This window comes from Psychromonas arctica DSM 14288, assembly GCF_000482725.1.
Lineage (GTDB): Bacteria > Pseudomonadota > Gammaproteobacteria > Enterobacterales > Psychromonadaceae > Psychromonas > Psychromonas arctica.
Window position 1 is genome coordinate 48,401 of record NZ_KI519478.1, and the last position, 23,461, is coordinate 71,861.

Annotated in this window: 17 protein-coding genes; 9 read left to right on the forward strand and 8 right to left on the reverse strand. The window is 37.4% G+C overall.

What is annotated here, in order from left to right; translation table 11 throughout:
* Positions 1 to 49: 49 nt before the first annotated feature.
* Positions 50 to 1,114 (forward strand): YcbX family protein, encoded by a 1,065-nt coding sequence (locus H592_RS22385; protein WP_037071858.1) that lies wholly within the window; start codon positions 50 to 52, stop codon positions 1,112 to 1,114.
* A 61-nt stretch (positions 1,115 to 1,175) separates the two neighbouring features.
* On the opposite strand, the gene miaE is transcribed toward H592_RS22385, so the two are convergent.
* Positions 1,176 to 1,973: a tRNA isopentenyl-2-thiomethyl-A-37 hydroxylase MiaE gene (gene miaE, locus H592_RS24445; RefSeq protein ID WP_028869254.1), complete on the reverse strand. Its 798-nt coding sequence runs from the start codon at positions 1,971 to 1,973 to the stop codon at positions 1,176 to 1,178.
* Complete coding sequence (locus H592_RS0113665; RefSeq protein WP_028869255.1) at positions 1,974 to 5,216, reverse strand: DEAD/DEAH box helicase; 3,243 nt, start codon at positions 5,214 to 5,216, stop codon at positions 1,974 to 1,976.
* A 210-nt stretch (positions 5,217 to 5,426) separates the two neighbouring features.
* Between H592_RS0113665 and H592_RS23325 the strand changes: the two genes are divergently transcribed.
* A complete protein-coding gene (locus H592_RS23325; RefSeq protein WP_028869256.1) occupies positions 5,427 to 6,311 on the forward strand; it encodes a GGDEF domain-containing protein in 885 nt (294 codons plus the stop codon).
* A gap of 118 nt (positions 6,312 to 6,429) precedes the next feature.
* Here H592_RS23325 and galE read toward each other — a convergent pair whose 3' ends face one another.
* Together galE and H592_RS0113680 are read right to left on the reverse strand one after the other, a co-directional pair.
* Positions 6,430 to 7,446 (reverse strand): UDP-glucose 4-epimerase GalE, encoded by a 1,017-nt coding sequence (gene galE / locus H592_RS0113675; RefSeq protein WP_028869257.1) that lies wholly within the window; start codon positions 7,444 to 7,446, stop codon positions 6,430 to 6,432.
* Between the two features lie 197 nt (positions 7,447 to 7,643).
* Positions 7,644 to 8,042, reverse strand: coding sequence for a ComEA family DNA-binding protein (locus H592_RS0113680; protein WP_028869258.1), 399 nt, complete (start codon positions 8,040 to 8,042; stop codon positions 7,644 to 7,646).
* 164 nt (positions 8,043 to 8,206) lie between these two features.
* Between H592_RS0113680 and glpG the strand changes: the two genes are divergently transcribed.
* On the forward strand, positions 8,207 to 9,043 hold the full coding sequence (glpG, locus tag H592_RS0113685) for a rhomboid family intramembrane serine protease GlpG (protein ID WP_028869259.1): 837 nt from the start codon (positions 8,207 to 8,209) through the stop codon (positions 9,041 to 9,043).
* A gap of 38 nt (positions 9,044 to 9,081) precedes the next feature.
* On the opposite strand, the gene H592_RS0113690 is transcribed toward glpG, so the two are convergent.
* Positions 9,082 to 9,498 (reverse strand): flagellar basal body-associated FliL family protein, encoded by a 417-nt coding sequence (locus tag H592_RS0113690; protein WP_028869260.1) that lies wholly within the window; start codon positions 9,496 to 9,498, stop codon positions 9,082 to 9,084.
* Between the two features lie 321 nt (positions 9,499 to 9,819).
* Between H592_RS0113690 and H592_RS0113695 the strand changes: the two genes are divergently transcribed.
* Together H592_RS0113695 and ubiA are read left to right on the forward strand one after the other, a co-directional pair.
* Positions 9,820 to 10,377 (forward strand): chorismate--pyruvate lyase family protein, encoded by a 558-nt coding sequence (locus tag H592_RS0113695; protein ID WP_028869261.1) that lies wholly within the window; start codon positions 9,820 to 9,822, stop codon positions 10,375 to 10,377.
* Entirely contained in the window at positions 10,374 to 11,246 is an 873-nt protein-coding gene (gene ubiA / locus H592_RS0113700; RefSeq protein WP_156916127.1) for a 4-hydroxybenzoate octaprenyltransferase, read from the forward strand. The genes H592_RS0113695 and ubiA overlap by 4 nt, the downstream gene beginning before the upstream one ends.
* Before the next feature lie 109 nt (positions 11,247 to 11,355).
* On the opposite strand, the gene H592_RS0113705 is transcribed toward ubiA, so the two are convergent.
* From H592_RS0113705 to rep, 3 genes are all read right to left on the reverse strand, one after another.
* Positions 11,356 to 12,807 carry a dihydrolipoyl dehydrogenase gene (locus H592_RS0113705; RefSeq protein WP_028869263.1) on the reverse strand — a complete coding sequence of 484 codons (1,452 nt, stop codon included), beginning with the start codon at positions 12,805 to 12,807 and terminating at the stop codon, positions 11,356 to 11,358.
* 97 nt (positions 12,808 to 12,904) lie between these two features.
* Positions 12,905 to 13,636, reverse strand: a complete 732-nt coding sequence (locus tag H592_RS0113710; RefSeq protein ID WP_028869264.1) for a glutathione peroxidase — start codon at positions 13,634 to 13,636, stop codon at positions 12,905 to 12,907.
* 187 nt (positions 13,637 to 13,823) lie between these two features.
* Positions 13,824 to 15,833 (reverse strand): DNA helicase Rep, encoded by a 2,010-nt coding sequence (gene rep, locus H592_RS0113715; RefSeq protein ID WP_028869265.1) that lies wholly within the window; start codon positions 15,831 to 15,833, stop codon positions 13,824 to 13,826.
* Positions 15,834 to 16,280: 447 nt separating this feature from the next.
* Here rep and H592_RS23330 point away from each other — a divergent pair, with 447 nt between their 5' ends.
* The 4 genes from H592_RS23330 (at position 16,281) to H592_RS0113735 (ending at position 23,455) form a co-directional block, all read left to right on the forward strand.
* The gene (locus H592_RS23330) at positions 16,281 to 16,862 is read left to right on the forward strand and encodes a TetR/AcrR family transcriptional regulator (RefSeq protein WP_051369180.1); all 582 of its coding nucleotides are present in this window, start codon (positions 16,281 to 16,283) and stop codon (positions 16,860 to 16,862) included.
* 4 nt (positions 16,863 to 16,866) lie between these two features.
* Positions 16,867 to 17,988: an efflux RND transporter periplasmic adaptor subunit gene (locus tag H592_RS0113725; protein ID WP_028869266.1), complete on the forward strand. Its 1,122-nt coding sequence runs from the start codon at positions 16,867 to 16,869 to the stop codon at positions 17,986 to 17,988.
* Positions 17,989 to 17,996: 8 nt separating this feature from the next.
* A complete protein-coding gene (locus H592_RS0113730; protein ID WP_028869267.1) occupies positions 17,997 to 21,083 on the forward strand; it encodes a multidrug efflux RND transporter permease subunit in 3,087 nt (1,028 codons plus the stop codon).
* 383 nt (positions 21,084 to 21,466) lie between these two features.
* A complete protein-coding gene (locus tag H592_RS0113735) occupies positions 21,467 to 23,455 on the forward strand; it encodes a methyl-accepting chemotaxis protein (protein ID WP_028869268.1) in 1,989 nt (662 codons plus the stop codon).
* The last annotated feature ends 6 nt before the right edge of the window (positions 23,456 to 23,461 follow it).

The window sequence follows — 23,461 nt, forward strand, 5'->3', positions numbered from 1 at the left end:
TAACTAACACAAAAAGGTTCTTCTTTCTTCTATAAAATTCTATAACCACCTGAAATCAAATAGATCTTCCGTCGATTCAAAAGATCTACACCCAAAAGGTTTAGAAAATGATAGGCGTTACATGTTAGTTGACATGCAAGGGCAGTTTATTACGGGTCGAACACATCCTCAATTAACTCAAATCAGTATCGAATTTTCTAAAAAAGGCTTATTTGTTAGTGCACCGAATCAGCCTAGCTTCTATATTCAACGGGAGCAGTTTTCGAAGCAGTCATTAGCGGTTGATATTTGGGCAGACACAGTACAAGCGCAACACTGTCATAGCGATTATGATCAATGGTTTTCAAATTTCCTGAAACAACCGTGTCAGCTTGTTTACTTTGCCGAGAGTAGTGTACGCTGTGTTAAAAATAAGCAAACACAGGTCGGTTTTGCCGACGGTTACCCGCTATTACTGATTAATCAAGCCTCCGTCGAGCAACTTAATACACTGCTTGATAATCCTATCAGTGCACTGCATTTCCGCCCTAATCTATTAATCAAAGGAGATAGTGCCTTCGTTGAAGATAGCTGGTCTCGTATTAAAATTGGAGAAGTAGAGTTTGAGGTAAGTAAACCCTGCTCTCGCTGTATTTTTACTAATGTAGATCCTAAAACTGGTAAAGCGGATCTTGAACAGCCGCTTAAAACACTAGCGCAATATAGGTTCCACCAAGGTGATATCGATTTTGGCCAAAATTTAATCCCTTTAAATCAAGGAATTATCCGTAGTGGAGATCAAGTTCAAGTATTGGCTTCGCAGCAAGCGCCTGTTTATGAGTCGATGTTAGCAACTGAAGAAAGTAATAAAAAAGCACTACAGATAAACTTTGTAAGTACCGGCCTAGAAGTCACAGGTGATAATCAGCAATTGCTATTAAATCAAGCTGAACAGGCTGGAGTCAATATTCCCTATTCATGTAGAGGTGGTAAATGTGGACGTTGTAAAACAAAGTTATTATCCGGCGAAGTGGATGTATTAAATGACCAGGGTTTATTTAAAGAAGAAATAGAAGCTGGTTATGTATTAGCCTGTAGCTGTATACCTTTGTCCAATATCAGCATTGATCACTAATGATAAATACTTAAATGGTTACAGAAAGCCAGACCAATAAACTTTAAATGATTCATGGGAGCTAACAACATGAATCATTTTTAATAGAGCGAACAGATGCATCAACAGGGCAACCACTATGAAATCTAAAGTCTTCATCTGGCGAGCTAATCAACTGCCCTTCTAACTGGCCAAAATATTGAATACGATCATTAATATCTTTTCCCGCTATTTGCTCTGCTAATACTAAATAATCTTGATAATGACGCGCTTCCGAACGTAATAAAGAAACATAGAATTTATTTAAGATAGGGTCTAAATGCGGTGCTATTTTAGCAAACCGCTCGCAGGATCTAGCTTCAATATAGGCACTGCAAATCAGTTTATCAATCAGCATATTAGGCTCATGTGTTGTGACATGGCTTAACAACTCTTTGGCATATCGACTTGAGCCAACAAAATCAAAAGTAATATCGCGCGCGTGCATTATCTCTACTACTTGGTAAAAATGATGTAACTCTTCTTTGATCAACAAGATCATCTTATCAATTAAATCCTGTCCATAAGACGTGTTGTCTTTTGCGACAATTTTTTTGGATAAATTATTGTTAGCTAATGCTTTCCAATCCCCCTGCTTGCGATATACAAAATCATTATAAGGTGTCAACCAAGCCATCAGGGCATCACCACTTTGCTTGTCTACCGCATAACGACGAATTAATAACATCGCCGTCTGTGCCGCTTTTAACTCGCAAATCATATGATCAATTAATAGCGCAGATTGATTCTCCAGCAATTTTGCTTTATCTATCCAAGCTTGCGGTGTCTGCGTATGTAGAAACGCTTTTATCGGCGCTAATAATTGCTCATCTGCGTGCATCTAATAACGCTCAAATAGTTTTAATAACGCATCGCTATTATCAGCCGCAAAGTTCTCTTCTTGCTCTTTACCGTATACGCTATCAGCAAGCTTCTGCTTACGAGATTGCAACGCTAATACACGTTCTTCAACTGTTTGCTCACAAATCAGTTTATATACAAACACAGGTTTATCTTGGCCAATGCGGTATGCTCGGTCAGTGGCTTGGTTTTCTACAGCGGGGTTCCACCATGGATCATAATGAATAACCGTATCAGCAGCGGTTAAATTAAGGCCGACACCACCTGCTTTCAAGGAGATTAAGAACACTGGCACATCACCGCCTTGGAACTTATCGATAATTTCACTGCGGTTACGGGTTTGCCCTGTTAATTTAACAAAATCAATACCAGTTTCCTGTAAGGCTTCTTCAATCAAGCCTAACATTTGTGCAAATTGAGAAAAGATAAGAATACGTCTTCCCTCTTCTACCATTTCTGGCACAATTTCCATTAAGAAATCTAACTTAGCTGAACTTTTTATTTGCTGAGCATGCTCTAATTTCACCAAACGAGGATCACAACAAGCCTGACGTAACTTTAACAATGCGTCTAAAAATTCAATACGGCTTCTTGCCATGCCTTTTTCACGCAGTAAGTCACGTACTTTTGCTTCCATCGTAATACGAATGCTTTCATACAGAGTACGTTGATCGTTTTGCAGTGCAATCGTATGAATGATTTCAGTTTTAGCAGGTAATTCTTTAGCCACTTCATCCTTAGTGCGTCGTAATAAGAAAGGTTTAGTTTTTTGAATTAACCATTGCTGAACTTGATGATTACCCTCACCTTCAATACCTTTACGGTACACACGATTAAAGGTGCTGTATGAACCTAAGAAGCCTGGCATCAAGAAATCAAACAAAGACCATAATTCGCCGAGATGATTTTCCATTGGCGTACCGGTTAAACACAGACGCTGTTTAGCATCAATTTGTTTAATGCTCTTAGTCATTTTAGCCAGTGGGTTTTTAATGGTTTGCGCTTCATCCAAAATAAGATCAGAGAATGAAAACTCAGCAAACTCTTTAAAGTCACGAGCAATCAGAGGATAAGTAGTGATCACTAAATCATAGTTGTTGATATCTTTAAAGAATTGATGGCGACTAACACCATGCAAGACTAATACTTTCAAATCCGGAGTGAATTTAATCGCTTCATTTAACCAGTTACCCACTAACGAAGTAGGACAAATCACCATCGCAGGTAACGGCAACAACTGCTGTTGCTTTTTGTATAATAAGTAAGCTAACGTTTGTACCGTTTTACCCAAGCCCATATCATCGGCTAACACACCAGAAAACCCATATTCATTCAAGAACATAAGCCAGTTTAAACCTTCCTTCTGGTAGTCGCGTAAGTCGGCAGCTAGCCCTTCCGGTGCAGGTACATCTTGAATACCGCTAAAATTAGCTAATTTTTTAGCCAACGCTTGTACATGTTCCCCCCCAACCCAACGATTAATTTCAGGAAGTTGTGCTAATAAAGCAGCCTGATTCTGAGGTAAATTTATTTTACTGTCGCTAACTTCGCCTAGCTCTTGCAAAATAGATAAAATAGGTTGGATCGATTCGCGTTTAACACGTAGTGGACGACCATTCCCCTGAGCTAATAAAATATCGTAATCATTCTGCTGCCAGTCTTCATTACTACGCAACCATTCTAATAACAACGGTAATAGTTCGATACGCTTACCTTCCACTTCAATGGAAACACCTAAATCAAACCAGTTACCTTTTTCATCAATATCAATATCGATACTATCAACTTGCTGACTTTGTAGTGCTAAGTCCTTAGCAATATCAAACTGCCAACCTAATACTTCTAAACGTGCTTTATGCGCGGTTAATAGTGATAACCACTGAAACTCTTGAGATCCCCCTAATTCAGGCGGTAAGATACCTTGAGTATCCTTACTAACAGTATACTTAGGGTCATACATATACACATCAAGCAAACAAAGTTCATTAAACTCATTTAAAGCAGCTAACTCTGCATCAATATCTCTTGTAACACTGACAATTTGTCCTTTGTGCATATATTGATTACGTTGTTTATCTTCTAAGATGCTTGGTGTTAATAACAACACGCCATATTTAAAATACAAACGTCCTAAAAATAGACTTTGTCCTTTAATCTGTTGTACATCTAATTTAAAAATAACCTGTAAGGTCTCATCAATATGCTGAATATCGTAATGCTGCGGGTTAGGTAATACATTTTGTGCAAAACCCAGTGATACTTCTTGCGTAAAGTGCGCGCACTGTTCTTCACCTAATGGTGGAGTTTGTAACAAGGAAAGTAACCAATCACGATTAAAGTGAGTATCAAGTAGGCCAAATTGGTGACTATCAAGATCATAAAAATAAGGTTTAGGTGTTGGGATCAACAGCCAGTTTTCACTGCCTTCAAGATTGACCATTAACTGTTTCAGGCCATCTTCTAGCGATAACCATTCCAAAGTCACCGGACGAGAACCTGATAATGTTATTTTCTGGTCAAGGTGCTCCCAGAAGCAACGCCCAGTCTCTAATATTTTTTGTAAAGCCAATAAGTCCAGCTCAGTTTTAATATAAGTTTTGCCTAACTTAGTCGCTCGTCCTTCTTTAGTGAGTAATAAGCGTAAGATTTCAACATCCTCATCTTCTACCCATTTAAAGCTTTCCATCCAACTTTCATTGTCAGCAACAGACACTAAGTCTTTTTCACTAAAAACATGCGTATTTTCACTTTTCAAAAAGCGCACGCTACCATATTCAACTTTGATATAACGGTGTTCATGATTGAGGACTTTTTTATCAAAGGAAAAACGGAAGTATCCTTGATAAGCAGAGGCACGTACTTTTTCTGGTTGGCCTACTTTACCGTTTAACATTTCATACCAAGTTTGATAGCTATTTTCGATATTATAATTCGGCGTATCTGCTTGATAAGCTAACAGTAAAGCAACAGCATGTTTACAATTCCAGCCAACAGGGCAAGAACAAGTGCTGTGAATAATATAACCGCCTTTGTTAGACGGTTTAATGGATGCTTTAGTCTTATAAGGCGTGTCATTGGTCCCTTTGACCAATCCAACAAGTGAATTACTCGATTCATCGTAATCGCACGCTAATACACGACTTTCTTTAAAATAGAGGGTACCTCGGTCAATAATATTACGACCAAAACTTGTTGATATATCTTGCTGAGTCACTTTAGGCATCGGAAAAAACCATCTAAAAAACGGATCGTTAATGATAAAGAGATAGTGGACAGAAATAAAGGACTAATAATGGAATTACAGAATTCCTACGATTAACACCTTCATTTATTTACTAAAAAACGCAATTATAGTAGGTTATATAGAAATATTTATTTATCATCAATATTAACTAAACTAGATCATTATATAATCACAAGAGATAAAAATTAATTGATAAAAAATAAAGCCCTTAATCCACTGTATTTTTTTGTTATCGCCTACATTGCCCTACAAGCGTGGATCTTCCCAACTGTCTATAAAATAGACTTTTATGACATATTCTTTAAGTCTGTTATTGCCATTACGCTATTCTTATTATTGATTCAATTAAATAAAGTTAAGCATAACCGTGAAGTACATAAGTACTTAATGAGCGGATTTTTCTTTCTTTTTGTCACCCTATTAACTACAACTCTCGATGAAATATTTGTTCAACCTTGGTTGCTCAAAGTCTTATTCAAAGATATAGGTCAAATGATTGGCTTTATATTGGTATCTATAGGTATTAACAACTGGATAATACAAAATAGCGATCAAAGCTCTAAATTAAAACAGTTATCAGAGATTGATGAATTAACCAACTTATACACTAGACGCCATTTTAATGAACTACTTTCTAACGTACTTGTTACTCAATGTGCAGAAAAAGAATCATTCTCTATTTTATTAATTAATATCGATAATTTTAAACTTATTAATGAGCAACATACCCAAACAGGGGGTGATGTTGTCCTCAAAAAACTTGCGAATAAGTTGAGTGACTGTATTCGTAAAACAGATACTGTTGCGCGCTGGGGCGGAGAAGAGTTTATTATATTATTAAACAATAGTAATGATGTCATCGCTAAGCAAGTCGCTGAGATGATCCGTGCTAAAAGTGAGCTATTATGTGTGGAATATCTTCAAGATATTATTAATATTACTGTCAGTATTGGCGTAGCAACTTACCAAAATGAGGTGAAAAGCAGCGCATTAATTAACCGAGTAGAGCAATGTTTATCTGAAGCCAAAAAAAGCGGTAAAAACAAAGTATTAGTAAGCGGTAATAAGGGTTAAAACGCATAGCTTTTAAACCGCCATGACACAATGAAATAAGCGACTTATTTTCTTAATGCGTTTACACCTTAAAACATCACAGCGATAAAATGTAAACGCTAAATATGCTTATAACTAATTATGTCTTATACCCATTAGGGTTATTTGATTGCCAGCGCCATGTATCTTGCATCATCTCATCTAAGCCACGCTCAGCTTGCCAATTTAATTCTGCTAACGCTTTTTCAGGTGCGGCATAACAGGCTGCAATATCCCCTTCACGACGTGGTGAAATCTTGTATGGGAGAGTTTTACCACTAGCCGTTTCAAAAGCGTTGATCATATCAAACACAGAATAGCCATTCCCAGTACCTAGATTATAAATGAACACCCCTGTGTCACTTTGTATGCGATGCAATGCTTTTAAGTGCCCCAACGCTAAGTCTACAACATGAATATAATCACGAACACCTGTACCATCCGGCGTATCATAATCATCACCAAATATAGCTAAGGCTTTCAGTTTTCCTACCCCAACTTGCGAAATATAAGGCAATAGATTGTTTGGAATACCATTAGGATCTTCACCTATTAAACCAGATAGATGAGCACCAACAGGATTAAAGTAACGTAAAATAACAAACGCCCAACGAGGATCAGACTTGGCAACATCAGCTAATACCATTTCAACCATTAATTTTGATGTACCGTATGGATTAGTTGTCCCCCCTACTTGAAAGTCTTCTCTGATCGGTAAAGAGGCAGGATCACCATAAACGGTTGCTGAAGAGCTAAACACTAATTTAAATACGCCGGCATCTTTCATTGCATCTAAAAGAGTCAAGGTGCCTTGTACATTAGTTTGATAATAAGAAATAGGTTTGGCGACTGATTCCCCTACTGCTTTCAAGCCTGCAAAGTGAATAACAGAATCAATAGTATGTTGGCGAAATACATCATCCAAAAAATCTTTATCTAAGATATCTCCTTGATAAAAGACAGGTGCTTTACCTGTAATTTTTTCAACTCTATTTAATGATTCTTGCGAAGAATTACATAAGTTATCTACAATAATAACTTGTTGATCTTTCTCTAATAGCTCAACCACCGTATGTGAACCAATATAACCAGCACCGCCAGTCACTAAAATTGTCATAAATTACCTACTACTAAGGTTATTAAAAATAAAAAATAAAACGAAAGGGATTAATCTGATTTCAAGATGCGTTATCAGCATAAATTCTACCTGTTAACTTTATCATCTTGAATGATAAAAGGTATAAATCGTAACACCCTTGTTACGATTTATACCTTATCGATGAGTAATAAATAGAGGAGTTATCAATTGAGGAACTATAAGCTTAGATAAGGCATAATTTTTTGTAATGTCGTTGCGCCAATACCTTTAACGTTAACCAGATCTTTTAAATTAGTGTAATTACCATTTTTTTTGCGGTAATCAACAATGGCTTGTGCTGTTTTATCACCTATTCCATTAATTGTCGTTAATTGTTTAACACTGGCACTGTTAAGATCTATTTTTGATAATTTTCCAACAGCAGCAGTAGTTGAAGTCACTTTTTTCTTCTCACTAGCAACCGTTGTTTTTGCTTTCTGAGTTACTGTACTACTCTTATCAAGACTAGATGACACCTTGCTATTAAGATCGGCAGCTAACACAGATTGGAAACTAGCCGGTAATAAAAACAATGATGCAGCAAGAAGTAAACCACGCGTATATTTTTTCTTCATCATATTATCCTTTTTTTATTAGAGGTATCATTCAATTTAGCTTGTTCTATCATTAAATCAATAAAAAATCACAAAATAAACTAACAAAAAGATCCTTACTTAATTCATTCGATCCAGTCCCTTAGATCCGTTATGCTAAAAGCTTCGATTTTAGAGGACTTATTATGATTGAGTTACACCGTTTTGAGCATTTACGTATTGCACAGGCATTTTCTGATTTTTTAAGCAGCCAAAACATCACCAATATTATTGAACAAAGTGAATTCCAATATCCAATAATGATTAAAAACAAAAACCAATTAGCGCAAGCAAAACTTGAGCTGGCATTATTTTTGGATAACCCAAATCAAAGCAAATACTTATCAGCAAGTTGGAAAACCGGTAAAACCGAACCAGCATCATCGCAGTTAGCTTATGCCAATGTGAGCTTGTTATCTAACTTCAAAAATCATGGTGGGCTGTTCACTCACAGTATTTTTATAATCTGCATAATTATTTATGCACTTACTGCGTTTAATGTTTTTAATCCAATGAACTCACTTTTTGCCTTCTTCAGACAACAGCCTTTTGACTATATTGAAAGCTGGCGATTTATTACCCCTGCTTTTTTACACTTCAGTCTATTACATATAGTGTTCAATTTATTATGGTGGTGGCAACTCGCAGGCTTAATAGAAAAGCAACACGGTAAACAACGCCTAATTTTTTTATTTTTATTTTCAGCAATTGCATCAAATTTGGCTCAATTCTTTTTAGTTGGACCCTACTTTGGTGGTCTAAGTGGCGTCGTTTATGGACTAGTAGGTTACTGTTGGTTAACTGGGCAATTAAACAAACAAAGTCAGGTACATTTACCCAATAGTATGTTTGTTTTTTTATTAGGCTGGTTAATCTTAGGGTTTGTGGACTTATTACCCGCTAATGTTGCAAATTATGCACACTTAATAGGTCTATTAGCGGGGCTTACATTGGCAGCAGTTTGTCATAAACTCAAACTATAAATATACGACCAAGGAAAATGTCACATTAGATCGTAAATTTATTGCTCTAAATACTTAGTGAAGAGTAGGTTTTCAACGGGTCTGGTACCAATAAATTCAAACAGCACATCATTTACCTCTGTTAAACAACGTTGCCTGATCGCATCACGCTCGCTATTAGATTTGATTTGGCTTTCATTTTGTTCGCCAAAAATAGTAATAATACGATCCCTAATTAATGGCGCATTCATTTCTACCTGCTCATAAGCAGTGCTCGATTTAACCATTAAATCAACACGTAAGCGTACGTAACCTAAACGTTTTCCGGGTTTAATATAGTTAGTGATAATATCTGGGCTCAATGCGAAATATTGATAATCAGGGGCTTGTTGCCCTTCTTCCTCTTCAGCAACTACCGAGGTAAGCGGTGCAAGTAGTGCAAAATAAAGCACACACAAAAACACTTTTTTAAGCATAGTTAATTCCTTCAAGGAAAGATGTTAATATTTTTGAACAGTATATACCCATTACCATTCGAGATACCAAAATCAGCAAGGCATAAGGTTGAAGATCTAATGGGTTAAATCGATATTTCAAAACAACTAAGACATTTGCTGCACGGCCTCCCCTGTGAGTCACTAACTCGGAAACCTATACTGGGTCCATTGTCACCATATTACGCCTTGTTTTGGACTGAATAGTGCATCTTGATTGGCAGCAGGTATAATAGCTTAATAATAAAGTGTTTGCTTGATGTGGGCAGATAAAATAACTGGTTTTTTAAATTAAAGGTTTGTATGTTTAATCAAATGCTTAACATTGCGTCATCAACTCAATGGCAAGAAAATAGTAAATCGCAAAATTGTACCAAATACATTCTGTCGTGGTTATTAGATGAAACATCTTTGACTAAGAAACTTGAAAAAAAATGCCAAGAGTTTACGGTAGAGGTTAAGCAACAGCTTAATACAAATGCCGAACAAGCAACACTTTCCCCACATTTTCCCGTACCAGAACAAGTTTTAGTCCGAGAAGTCCTTTTATATTGTGATGGTATACCTAATGTCTTCGCGCAAACAGAAATCCCTTACAGTACACTATCAGACAAACAACAAAACTTAGCTAATCTTGGAACTGAACCCTTAGGGAGAGTTATATTTCAAGATAAAACATTACAACGCAGTAATATTGAAATTGCTGAATTTACAGTTGGTTCTCCATTACATCTGTATTGCGCCTCATTACAACAACCTTGCGAACATTCTTTATGGGCAAGACGCTCTATTTTTTATATTGAAAATAAACCCTTACTCGTTAGTGAAGTATTTTTACCTGCTTCAGGAATTTACTCATGACCGCATATTTGACCCCAGCTAAACGTCAAGCTTTTTTAGAGTTAATGCGTGTTGATAAACCAATTGGTACCTTGCTTTTGTTATGGCCTACTTTATGGGCATTGTGGATGGCAGCGCAAGGCTTACCAGATATAAATGTTTTGATTGTTTTTTGTCTGGGTGTGTTTTTTATGCGCAGCGCAGGCTGTGTAATCAATGACTTTGCCGATAGAAAAGTGGATGGATTTGTCACTCGAACCAAAAACCGTCCATTACCTTCAGGAAGAGCCACCAGCAAAGAGGCCGTATATTTATTTTTAGGGTTATCTTTATGTTCTTTTTTATTGGTACTAACGCAAAATAATTTAACCATTCAACTGTCTGTTATCGGTTTGTTTCTTGCGTTTATTTATCCCTTTATGAAGCGTTTTACCCATGTACCTCAATTTGTATTAGGGCTTGCTTTTAGTTGGTCGATACCAATGGCTTACGCAGCGCAAGCAAATACATTATCTAATACTATTTGGCTTCTGTTTATTGCAAATATTACCTGGACTGTCGCCTATGACACTATGTACGGCATGGTTGATAAAGAAGATGATCTTAAAATAGGCATAAAATCCACCGCCATCTTATTTGGGCAATATGACAAGTTAATTATTGCTCTATTACAAATTATGACCTTAATATTGTTAATTATTGTGGGCCTCATAGAAAATCTAAATTGGCTTTATTATGGGGCTTTAGTGGTGGCAGGTTTGCTCTTTTTACAGCAACAAAAAAGCATTAAAAGTCGCGATGAAAAAGCCTGTTTTAAAGCTTTTCTAGATAACAACTATGTGGGTTTAGTGATATTTATCGGTTTTATCCTCACTTATTTATTCCCCTAAATCAGCAAAGCTCACCAGTTAAAGGTTATCTCAGCTATCCCCCGTAAAAAAACGGTTAACTCTCACTAACCGTTTTTTGCTAACAGATAACATGACTGGTTGTTGTCAATTAACAACCCGGACCACATTCCATACACTCGCTGATCATTGCCGAGCCTAGTTTTAATTTAGCATTCAAATCACGCAACGCCGTTCTCACTCCTTCTTCAATAACCGGATGGTAGAAAGGCATATCTAACATTTGCGATATAGTCATACGGTTCTGATGTGCCCAAGCTAAAAGGTGCGCAAGATGTTCAGCTTGTGGACCAATAATTTCAGCCCCTAAAAAGCGACCTGTACCTTGTTCACCGTAAAGGTTTAATAGCCCTTTATTCTTTAACATGACGCGGCTACGACCTTGGTTTTCAAAGGAGACACTACCTGTTTCAAAACACCCACAACCAGAAAACTTCTCTGTTATCTGTTTATGACTAAGGCCAACCATCGCTAATTGTGGATCGGTAAACACAGCAGCGATTGATGAACGACGTAAACCGACACGAATATTTGGGTAAACGCCCGCATTACTGCCTGCAATTTTACCTTGGTCTGCCGCTTCATGTAATAATGGAATTTGATTACTCGCATCACCAGCAATAAAAATGGTCTGCACAGAGGTTTGCATTGTATAAGGGTCCGCAATCGGTACACCACGACCATCACTTTCTAGTTGAATATTCTCTAAACCTAAGTTATCAACATTTGGACGACGTCCGGTTGCTGCGAGTACATATTCAACTTCTTTAATTTGTTCAACACCTTGTTTATCAATATAAGTGATTTCAACTAACTCACCTTTACGTTGCATATTTTTTACATTCGCGTCGGCATCTAAATAAAATTCATCGCTAAACGCTTTTTCTGCATAAGCCATGACTTCAGGATCGGTAAAGGGACCTACTTGCCCACCCATTCCAAACATTAAGACTTCAACACCTAAACGATGTAACGACTGCCCTAATTCTAATCCAATCACACCAGGGCCAAATACTGCTACTGATTTTGGTAAATCCATCCAATCAAATACATCATCATTAACAACTAGCTTATCACCAAGGTCATTCCAAACGGGTGGATAACTTGGACGAGATCCTGTTGCAATAACAATACGCTCTGCATTAACAATTGTATGATCGTCTATCTGTAATTGTGTTTCTGATATAAACGTTGCTTTACCAATTAATTTTTCATCAGCATTAATTTCATCAACCGCTTCAACAACAAAACCAACAAAACGATCACGCTCATCACGTACACGTTGCATCACTTTTTTACCGTCAACGCGAACATCACCATCAACAAATACACCAAAGGGTTCAGTATGCGCAGCACTATGTGCCGCTTCGGCAGCTGCAATTAACAGTTTGCTTGGCATACAACCAACACGAGCACAGGTAGTTCCAAATTTTCCACCTTCAATTAATACCACTGAGTCTGTTTTTTCTTTAGCTGCTCGGTAAGCTGCTAAACCAGCTGTGCCACCACCGATAACGGCAACTTGTACATTAATTTGCTTCATATTGTTTCCCGATTTTTGTTGATTTATTGAATTTTGGATTTAAAAAAAGCGCATGTCAGAAATTCAACATGCGCTATTAAACTAATTACTTAGTCAACTAGCTATTTGCGTAGGCTATAGCTGCTTCACTATCACCAAGATGCTTACCATCTACAAAAATTTGTGGCACTGTCGTTTGTCCTGATACAGCTTTTAGCGTTACGCTAGTTGCATCAGTACCTAAAACAACTTCTTCAAAACCAATACCGTTCTCTTTAAGTGCTGCTTTCGCTTTTGCACAGAAAGGACAACCAGGTTTAGTAAAGATAGTTACCGCAGCTGGTGCTTTAGCATTTGGGTTAATGTAGTTCAACATAGTATCCGCATCAGATACTTCAAACGGGTCGCCCGGCTGGTTTGGCTCGATGAACATTTTTTCAATCACGCCATCTTTGACCAGCATACTGTAACGCCAGCTACGCTTGCCAAAACCGATATCACTCTTATCGACTAACATGCCCATACCTTCAGCAAATGCACCAGTACCATCTGGAACAACAGTAATATTTTCAGCTTCTTGATCTGCAAGCCATGCATTCATTACAAAGGTATCATTCACACTTAGACAAACAATATCGTCTACACCATTCTTTTTAAATACACCCGCTAACTCGTTGTAACGTGGTAAATGTGTAGAAGAACATGTTGGAGTGAAGGCACCAGGCAATGCAAATACAACAACTGTTTTACCTTTGAATAATTGATCAGTTGAAACATTTACCCATTCATCACCTTGACGAGTTGGAAAAGTAACATTTGGTACGCTTTGACCTTCGATATTATCTAACATTTGTAGCTCCTAATAATTATCAATTGTAGTTTTAAGTTTGCTAACAAGCTGTTGCTTGCTGCGATGGAGTTATTATGCAAAATAAACGATAATAGTTAAAATCGTTTATTATTTGCAAAGTGATAGTTAAAACCTATTTAAAGTAGTTTTTAACTATCAAATTTTATAATTTTCATCGTATAGACTATTAATCAAATAATGCTTTCAAACTTGCAATCCCTTTATCTGCTAATTGTTTCTTTTGCTCATCAGTACGTTTTTTAGGCCCACTTTCCCATTCCACATCTTCCTGTGGTAATTCATTTAAAAAACGACTCGGTGTTGGTTTAATGACCTCACCATACTGACTTCGTTCCTTAGCTAAAGTAAAAGTTAATTCCTTTTGTGCTCGCGTAATACCGACATACGCTAAACGTCGCTCCTCTTCTACATTATCTTCATCGATACTGACCTGATGTGGTAATAACCCTTCTTCCATACCAATCATATATACGTAAGGAAACTCTAGTCCTTTCGATGCATGCAAGGTCATCAACTGTACTTGATCTAATTCTTCTTCACTTTCATTACGAGATAACATATCACGTAGAGTAAGACGTGCAACCACTTGCTCTAGTGTCATCTCTTCATCAAGATCATCACCCTTGAGCATTTCAGTGACCCATTTGAATAATGTCGACACGTTCTTCATTTGCATTTCAGCCGCCTTCGGGCTCGGGCTACTTTCATACAACCAGTCTTCGTAACCTATATCACGAATTAAGTCGCGGACGACATCAATATCATCTTCTGTCTTCAAACGGTGATTTAATTCAACTAACCACTTTGTAAAAGCTTGTACAGACTGAAGCCCCTTGCCATTCAAGGTTTGCTCTAAACCAATTTCAAAGCTTGCAGCAAACATACTGATATGACGTAAATTAGCATAATTACCTAACTTTTCGCGACTCACGGCACCAATGCCTCTGGGTGGTTTATTGACCACACGAATAAAGGCATTTTCATCATCATGATTAACTAAAAGCTTTAAATACGCCATGATGTCTTTCACTTCACTACGCGCGAAAAAGGAAGTACCACCGCTTATTTTGTAGGGAATACGATTTTCCATCATCACTTTTTCTAATAAACGACTTTGATGATTACCTCGATACAGTACGGCATAGTCTTTAAAGTTGGCGCCATTCATAAACTTATGGCCCGATAACTCCATCACCACCCGTTCAGCCTCATGTTGTTCATTTTTAGCAAATAAAACTTTGATTGACTCTCCATAGGCTAATTCGCTAAATAAGCGTTTATCAAATTCATGCGGATTATTAGCAATTAATACATTGGCCGCTTTTAACACCCGTTGGCTAGATCGATAGTTTTGTTCTAGTTTAATCACCTTTAATTGTGGAAAATCCCTTTGTAGAAGTACTAAGTTTTCTGGTCGAGCACCACGCCAAGAATAGATAGATTGATCATCATCCCCTACCACAGTGAAGCGGGCACGTTCACCCACCAAGGATTTAATTAATTCATACTGACTAGTATTTGTATCCTGATACTCATCCACTAATAAATAGCGAATTTTTTTCTGCCAACGTAAGCGCACCTCTTCTTTATGTTTCAGTAATAAAGTTGGCAAAACAATAAGATCATCGAAATCTAAGGCATTGTAGGCTTTTAGCTGACGTTGATATAAATCGTAGCAATGGGCAAAAATAACATCACGCTCACCTTTTGCTTGTTTAATCGCTTGAGGCGGCAATATTAATGCATTCTTCCAATTTGAGATTTGTGTCACTAACGCTTTTAAAAGATCAGTATCTTCTTTGAGTTGTTTTTCAGTGAGTTCTTTTAATAACGCTAACGTATCTTGATCATCAAACAAAGTGAAACCAGCTTTCATACCCAGTGTTTTCACTTCACGCTTAATAATCTCTAGACCCAATGAATGAAAAGTAGATACCATCAACCCACGCGACTCTTTTCGCCCTAAGGTTTGACTAACGCGCTCTTTCATTTCTCGAGCGGCTTTATTAGTAAACGTTACCGCCACAATGTTTTTTGCCTGGTAATCACAATGCTGTACTAAATAGGCGATTTTATTGGTTATAACGCGGGTTTTACCACTGCCTGCACCAGCAAGCACCAAACAAGGTCCGGAGATCATTTTGACAGCGGCATCTTGTCCTGGATTTAATTTCATGACATTTCCTAAAAAAATAAAAAGCAGTTTGATTCTACTTATCTTTTAACTGAAAGCTAGTCTCTGATTTTTAGCCTTCAGGATCTAACCTCAAACTGAGGTAGTAGAGGTACTTCGCTAGTGAATGATTACAACACTAATGACATCACAGATAAATTAAGAACCAACTTATATAGGAATAGCCGCTTTGCTTGGTTTTATTTATCGCACGCTGAAATTATTTGCTTTAAAACAAAACCGAAATAGAAATAGCAACGTATCTATTCACTTATCAATGCACCTAACTCAACACACCTAAAAAGTTACCTATGAAGGTATCGAATCATAAAGAGTTGTTGGATATGGGTTTATTGGATATAGGTTTATTTTAGAAATATTTAGATTTTTTATTGCAATAACGCGCTATTAAACGATAATGAACATTCATTCATTTTTAATTGTAGAACTATGGATAAACGTACTCAAATTCTAAATGCAGCAGAAAGTATTCTTGCACAACATGGTTTTTATGCCTTCTCGATGCATCATTTAGCAGAAACAGCGGGCGTTGCAGCAGGCACTATCTATCGTTATTTTGAAAATAAAGAGGCATTAATGGATGCCCTTCAAGTGTTTATTCGCAAAGAAGCCGCTAATGATGTTTTTACTGGTTGGCAAGATAGCTTCACTGCGAAACAAAAGTACGATTTGATGTGGAATAATGTCTTTGATGCGGTACTAGCAAACCCGAAACGTCTGATTGTCATCGAAATGCTACATTGCGTCCCTAATATCAACCAAGCACAAATAACGTTATTGGACGATATTGCCTTTAAGCGTCTTATTGATTTTTACCAACAAGGCATCACAACAGCACGATTTTTAGATTGGCAGCTCTTAGCCTTAATGGCAGTCAGCTTTGATACTTCAATTAACCTAGCAAAAAGAATAATACGCAATGAGCTTACTTTTGATCAACAACAGTTAGATCAAGTGAGAGAAGCTTCATGGGCGATTATTCAAAACCCAAATTTTAACCAACAGGACTAACATAATGAAAAAATGGATAGCTTCAGCCATCATTTTGGCGATACTCGTATTTGGCAGTGTTATCGGCTTTAACATGTTTAAAGCGCAGAAAATTAAAGAGTTTCTTGCTTCTCGCCCTATTCCTGAATTCCCAGTGACATCCACAACGGTTAAATTGGAAGATTGGACTCCTCATTTACGTGCTATTGGGTTTATTGAGCCTATTCAAGGCGTAACTGTTGCCAATGAAGTGGCCGGTAAAGTGACTAAAATCAACTTCACATCAGGTCAAAACCTACAAAAAGACGATCCTATCATCTATCTAAATAGCGAAGTAGAACAAGCTAACTTAAAAGCTGCAAAAGGTCGTATGCCAGCTGTTGAACGTAACTACAAACGAATGAAATCATTATCTACAAGAGGTTCTGTTTCACAGGGGCAAGTAGATGATGCAGAAGCGGAATTTCTTGCTTTACAAGGTGAAATAGAAAGTTACCAAGCAACCATCAGCCTTCGTACCGTTCGAGCTCCCTTCTCAGGCATTGCTGGATTACGTAATGTGTTTTTAGGTCAATATCTTGCAAGTGGTACAGATATTGTTCGTTTAGAAAATATTAGTCGCATGCAAATGCGTTTTACCATTGCTCAAAATGACCTCAATAAAGTGCATATTGGTCAAGCAATGAATGTATTTGTTGATGCACGACCTGATACTTCTTTTACCGGTGTTATCTCTGCTATTGAACCTGCCGTTAACTATCAAAGTGGTGTTATTCAAATACAAGCATCAATCCCAAATGATGAACAAATACTGCGTTCAGGTATGTTCGCTAAAGCGAATATCATTTTACCCACTGTTGAAAAACAAATAATCATTCCTTCAACTGCCATTAATTACACACTTTATGGTGAAACTGTTTACGTGATAACAGAACAAACAACAGACGATGGAAAAACGTTCTTACAAGCGAAACAACAAATCGTGACACTAGGTAAAAGTAAAGAAGACAAAGTACATGTTTTAACGGGATTAAAAGAAAACGATGTGATTGCAACTAGCGGTCAAGTTCGTTTAAGTAATGGCTCACGAGTTAAACTCGTTGAATCACAAGCCCTTAATACTCCTTCTGTTCTTCCAGCATTGTAGGTGATGGTATGAAATTTACAGATATTTTTATAAAGCGTCCCGTTTTAGCCATCTCTCTGAGTTTGCTTCTTGTCTTATTAGGCATTCAAGCACTGACTAAAATGCAGGTACGCGAATACCCAAATATGACCAATACTGTGGTTAAAGTAACCACCAGCTACTATGGTGCAAATGCAGACTTAATACAGGGCTTTATTACTCAACCTATTGAACAAGCTATTGCACAGGCCGATAATATCGATTTTATCAGCTCACAAAGTTTTATGGGTAGCTCAACTATTACTGTGAATATGAAACTTAATACAGAACCTAGTGGAGCTGTTGCAGATATTCTAGCAAAAGTAAACAGTGTAAGTTCACAGCTACCTAGTGAAGCAGAAGATCCTACTATTGATGTCAGTACAGGCTCTACCACTTCAGTTATCTACATTGCTTTCTCAAGCGACAATTTAAATTCTAGTCAAATCACCGATTACCTAGAACGCGTTGTTAAGCCGCAATTATTTAGTATTAATGGTGTTGCTAAGGTTAACTTATATGGTGGTACTAAGTTTGCTTTACGAATTTGGTTAGACCCTGAACGAATGGCCGGTTTTGGATTAAGTACCGCTGAAGTTGTGACTATATTACAGGCTAATAATATTCAGTCGGCCTCTGGTCAGGCGATGGGTTATTTCACTCTATTTAACGGTAGCGCTGAAACTCAAGTTAAAAATGCAGCCGAACTAGAAAACCTGATCATTGCAACACGTGAAAACGGAAAGACCATTCATTTGCAAGATATAGCGCGTGTATCACTTGAAAAAAGCCACGATACTTACCGTGCAATGGCTAATGGTGATGATGCGGTAGTCGTTGCCATTGACGCAGCACCCACGGCAAACCCACTTGATATAACAGCAGATGTAAGGCTCATGCTACCGGCTTTAGATGCCAGCAATCCAAGCTCAATTAAAATGAAAGTATTGTATGACTCTACCATTGCCATCGAAGAGTCAATTAATGAAGTAATAAAAACTATCGCTGAAGCAGGCTTAATTGTATTGATCGTAATGATCTTATTCTTAGGTTCTTGGCGTGCCGTTATCATTCCAATCATTACCATTCCGCTATCGCTAATTGGTGTGGCTGTTGTAATGCAAATATTTGGTTTTACCATCAATCTCATGACGTTGTTAGCGATGGTATTAGCCATTGGTTTGGTGGTCGATGATGCGATTGTTGTGGTAGAAAATATTGACCGTCATATCAAAGCAGGTGAAGAACCTTTCCGTGCAGCTATTATTGGTACGCGTGAAATTGCGGTTCCGGTTATTTCTATGACCATTACATTAGCCGCAGTATATGCACCTATCGCTTTAATGGGGGGGATTACAGGTTCATTATTTACAGAATTTGCTTTGACTCTGGCTGGCGCGGTATTTGTATCGGGCATCGTGGCACTCACATTATCACCTATGATGTGTAGTAAAATGTTGAAAATTAATCATAAGCCAAATCGTTTTGAGCGTACTGTGGATTCTGTCTTAACTGGGTTAACTAATAAATACAGCCGTGCATTAAACATCCTAATGTTACGTCGCCCTGCTGTGATTATTTTTGCATTACTGGTTTTTGCTTCACTGCCAATGCTATTTAAATATATTCCTTCTGAACTAGCGCCAAGTGAAGATAAAGGTGCATTGATGATGATGTCTAAAGCACCTGCGAATGCGAATTTAGACTTTATTGAAAACAGTATGCGTTTGGTCACTGATATCATTTCAGATCAGCCAGAGGTAGAGAGTAGCTTAGCCATGTCTGGTATTCCTAATGCTAACCAAGCATTTGGTATCGCTATCATGAAAACATGGAGTCAACGAGACAAGGATCCAAAACAACTTTCAGCGGCCATGACACCTGCATTCAACGCTATTCCATCAGTGGCAACAACAGCGTTTCAAATGCCTGAATTACCAGGTTCATCAGGTGGTTTACCAGTACAATTTGTAATAACAACGTCTAATCCATTCCAAAGTTTAGTGAGTATTGCCAGCGATGTATTAGCCGCAACACAAGCTAACTCTACTTTTGTTTATTCAGAGCTCGATCTTGCCTTTGACTCAGCGACGATGAATATCAGTATCGACCGCGATAAAGCAGGAGCCTACGGGATCACGATGCAAGATATCGGTATTACCCTAGGCACCTTATTAAGTGATGGATATTTAAATCGTATCGATTTAGATGGGCGAAGCTATGAGGTGATTGCACAAGTTGAGCGTAAATATCGTTTATCACCAGATAAACTAGGTGACTTTTTTGTGCGAGCACAAAATGATGACATGGTACCGTTAAGTGAGTTGATTAGTATTGATATCACGGCAGAACCGCGTTCTTTACCGCACTTTAATCAACTTAATAGTGCAACAATCGGCGCTGTGTTAGCCCCTGGTAGCACTATGGGTGAAGCGATAACCTTCTTTGAAGAATTATCGACCACTAAACTACCACAGGGTTACCGCCACGATTACCTCGGTGAAGCACGTCAGTTCGTAACAGAAGGCGGCGCTTTATATGTCACTTTCCTACTTGCTTTGTTCATCATTTTCTTAGTACTTGCAAGTCAATTTGAAAGTATTCGAGATCCATTGGTGATTCTAATGACGGTTCCGTTAGCAATTAGTGGTGCGCTAGTTGTACTTGCTTGGGGCGCCGCCACAATGAATATCTATACTCAGGTAGGTTTGATAACCTTAGTTGGCTTGATTACTAAGCATGGTATTTTAATTGCTGAAGTAGCAAAAGAAGAGCAGTTACACCATGGTTTGAATAAGATAGAAGCAGTAAAAATAGCCGCTGCAGTTCGTTTACGTCCTATTTTAATGACCACCGCCGCAATGGTAGCTGGATTGGTCCCACTTTTATTTGCAACCGGTGCAGGTGCAGTTAGCCGCTTCGGTATTGGTGTCGTCATTGTGGCCGGTTTATCGATCGGTACCTTATTTACTCTGTTTATTTTACCGGTAATTTATTCATTCATTGCCAGCGAACATGAAAAGGTTCCTGAATTTGACGAAGATAAAGCTTTAAAGGTAAATGCTACCAAAGCGTAAGCGCTAACTAGTAAATAATATAATTAACAAATAGTTACATTGATTTATTTTACAACGCCACTGATGATTATTTCTCAGTGGCATTTTTTATTATATGACTTCCATTAGCTAGGCGATTGAGTATTACCTAGAAAAAATTAATTTAAGGCAAAAATCAGGTCAAATGACAGATCGCTTTGTGAAATTTATTACACATAAGTGATGTATTTATTATTTGAATCTAAATAATATTGATCAGCTGTTTTACAAAATTATTACTATCAGCCAGCAAAACCTACCTACCTCTCTTTTGTTACTATTAAATAACATTTTTTGACCTATTTGTTGAAAAATTTACTTTTTACCCTACTGTTAAAACATACTTATTTCAGCGGGGATAAAACATGCTTTTTTTGATCAATAATATTTCAATTCGCGGTAAACTTTTTGCTCTTACTTTATTACCCCTGGTTGGCTTTATCAGCTTTGCAGGTTATTACTCTATGCAGGCTTATCAAGAAAAAGTGATGCTAGAAAAAATGTTAGTACTCACAGACTCTGCTGCGGTAAGCTCGCTCTTGGTTCATGAACTGCAAAAAGAACGTGGTGCATCGGCTGGTTACCTATCTTCAAAAGGTGAACAATTTCAACAAACAATCAAACAGCATCGTCAAACCACTGATCAAAAAAATAGAGACTTACAAGCTTTTATAACCTCAGTATCACTTACGCCACAATTAACGACCCTCTTTAACAAAGTGAATCAGCAATTAGATAAACTACCTAGTTTACGCCAACAGATTGATAGCTTGTCTATCAGCGTTAGCGATGAAGTCGCTTTTTATTCAAACCTAAATGCGCTACTGCTATCCATTATCAATAACACAGCCAATGAAAATGAAAATTCGAAACTGGCTATATCTGCTGTTACGGTTGGTAGTTTTTTACAACATAAAGAACGTGCGGGTATAGAACGGGCAGTACTCAGTAATGTTTTCTCTATCGATCATTTTACCCCTGTATTATTACAAAAATTTATTAGCTTATTAGCAGAGCAAGACGTTTACCTAGATAAATTCAAAGCACATGCAACAACGGAACAACTCGCCATTTACCAAAACAACCTCACAGAGCAAGCTTTAAAAAATGTAAAAGACTATGAAAACCTTGCACTAGATAACTTTGAGAAAGGTGCTTTTAATACTGACCCAAAGGTTTGGTTTGATACGATCACTCAAAAAATAAACTTATTAAAAACGGTCGAAGTGGCACTACTTGAAAATTTACGTGAACATAATCAATTACTTGTAAATGATAAAGAAGCCTATTTATTTTCACTTTTGATCATTATTTTAATTTCATTTGTACTGATACTATTACTGTCTTTTTATATTACTAGCCAATTAAATAAAGGTATCCATGAAATTACTAGTAAGCTCATTAGCATTACAACGGATAACGACCTCACTCTGCGTATCGACGTAAATAGTAAAGATGAATTAGGTGAAATAGGACTAACAATAAATAAGTTGGTTAAACATCTACAAGGACTAGTCAATAAAATTCAACATACTTCTACTGCATTAAAAAGTAATTTAGCTGAAAACATTAAAAGTAATCATATTATCGAAGGTAACATAAATAGTGGCACTGAACAGGTGACACAAGTCGTTACTGCCACTACGGAGATGAGCAGCACCGTTAATGATATTGCGCGTAATGCAATACATGCATCAAGCGAAACAGAAAAAGCCAATACTCAGAGTCAAGATGGTAATCGGGAAGTGGAAGAAACGATTCAAAATATCAGTAACTTATCTATCGAATTACGCAATGCATCAACGGTGATCGACAATTTAAATGGCTCAGTGATCAACATAGGTAAATTTTTAAGTGTAATCAATGAGGTTTCAGAGAAAACTAACCTATTAGCACTCAATGCAGCGATTGAAGCCGCACGAGCCGGTGATTATGGTAGAGGCTTCTCTGTGGTTGCTGATGAAGTACGTAGTTTGGCATTCCAAACAAAAGAATCCACTAATGAAATAGAGATGATGATCACTGAGCTGCAATCAAGCTCTAAGGATGCACAAAAGGCAATGAGTAACGGCATTGAAATGGTCAATAAAAGTGTTGATGATGCTAAGCAAGCAGGGCAGGATATCTTACTCATCACTCATAGCATTCAAGAAATAAGCCAAATGAACGAGCAAATAGCGACCGCGGCTGAGCAACAAAGTAGTGTAACAGAAGAGATAAACCGCAATATGTTACATATACAAGATGGTTATACTGAAATGCAATTAAGCTATGGCAACATTGATAAATGCAGTGAGATGGTTGATTCATTAGCCACTGAACTGGAGAAAACAGTGAATCAATTTAAGATTTAGCATGTA

Coding starts and splice junctions, on each gene's coding strand:
- H592_RS0113695 (WP_028869261.1), top strand. CDS start 9,820: ATGTTTAATCAAATGCTTAACATTGCGTCATCAACTCAATGGCAAGAA.
- miaE (WP_028869254.1), bottom strand. CDS start 1,973: ATGCACGCAGATGAGCAATTATTAGCGCCGATAAAAGCGTTTCTACAT.
- H592_RS0113680 (WP_028869258.1), bottom strand. CDS start 8,042: ATGAAGAAAAAATATACGCGTGGTTTACTTCTTGCTGCATCATTGTTT.
- ubiA (WP_156916127.1), top strand. CDS start 10,374: ATGACCGCATATTTGACCCCAGCTAAACGTCAAGCTTTTTTAGAGTTA.
- H592_RS0113730 (WP_028869267.1), top strand. CDS start 17,997: ATGAAATTTACAGATATTTTTATAAAGCGTCCCGTTTTAGCCATCTCT.
- rep (WP_028869265.1), bottom strand. CDS start 15,833: ATGAAATTAAATCCAGGACAAGATGCCGCTGTCAAAATGATCTCCGGA.
- galE (WP_028869257.1), bottom strand. CDS start 7,446: ATGACAATTTTAGTGACTGGCGGTGCTGGTTATATTGGTTCACATACG.
- glpG (WP_028869259.1), top strand. CDS start 8,207: ATGATTGAGTTACACCGTTTTGAGCATTTACGTATTGCACAGGCATTT.
- H592_RS0113710 (WP_028869264.1), bottom strand. CDS start 13,636: ATGTTAGATAATATCGAAGGTCAAAGCGTACCAAATGTTACTTTTCCA.
- H592_RS0113665 (WP_028869255.1), bottom strand. CDS start 5,216: ATGCCTAAAGTGACTCAGCAAGATATATCAACAAGTTTTGGTCGTAAT.
- H592_RS0113705 (WP_028869263.1), bottom strand. CDS start 12,807: ATGAAGCAAATTAATGTACAAGTTGCCGTTATCGGTGGTGGCACAGCT.
- H592_RS0113735 (WP_028869268.1), top strand. CDS start 21,467: ATGCTTTTTTTGATCAATAATATTTCAATTCGCGGTAAACTTTTTGCT.
- H592_RS0113690 (WP_028869260.1), bottom strand. CDS start 9,498: ATGCTTAAAAAAGTGTTTTTGTGTGTGCTTTATTTTGCACTACTTGCA.
- H592_RS0113725 (WP_028869266.1), top strand. CDS start 16,867: ATGAAAAAATGGATAGCTTCAGCCATCATTTTGGCGATACTCGTATTT.
- H592_RS23330 (WP_051369180.1), top strand. CDS start 16,281: ATGGATAAACGTACTCAAATTCTAAATGCAGCAGAAAGTATTCTTGCA.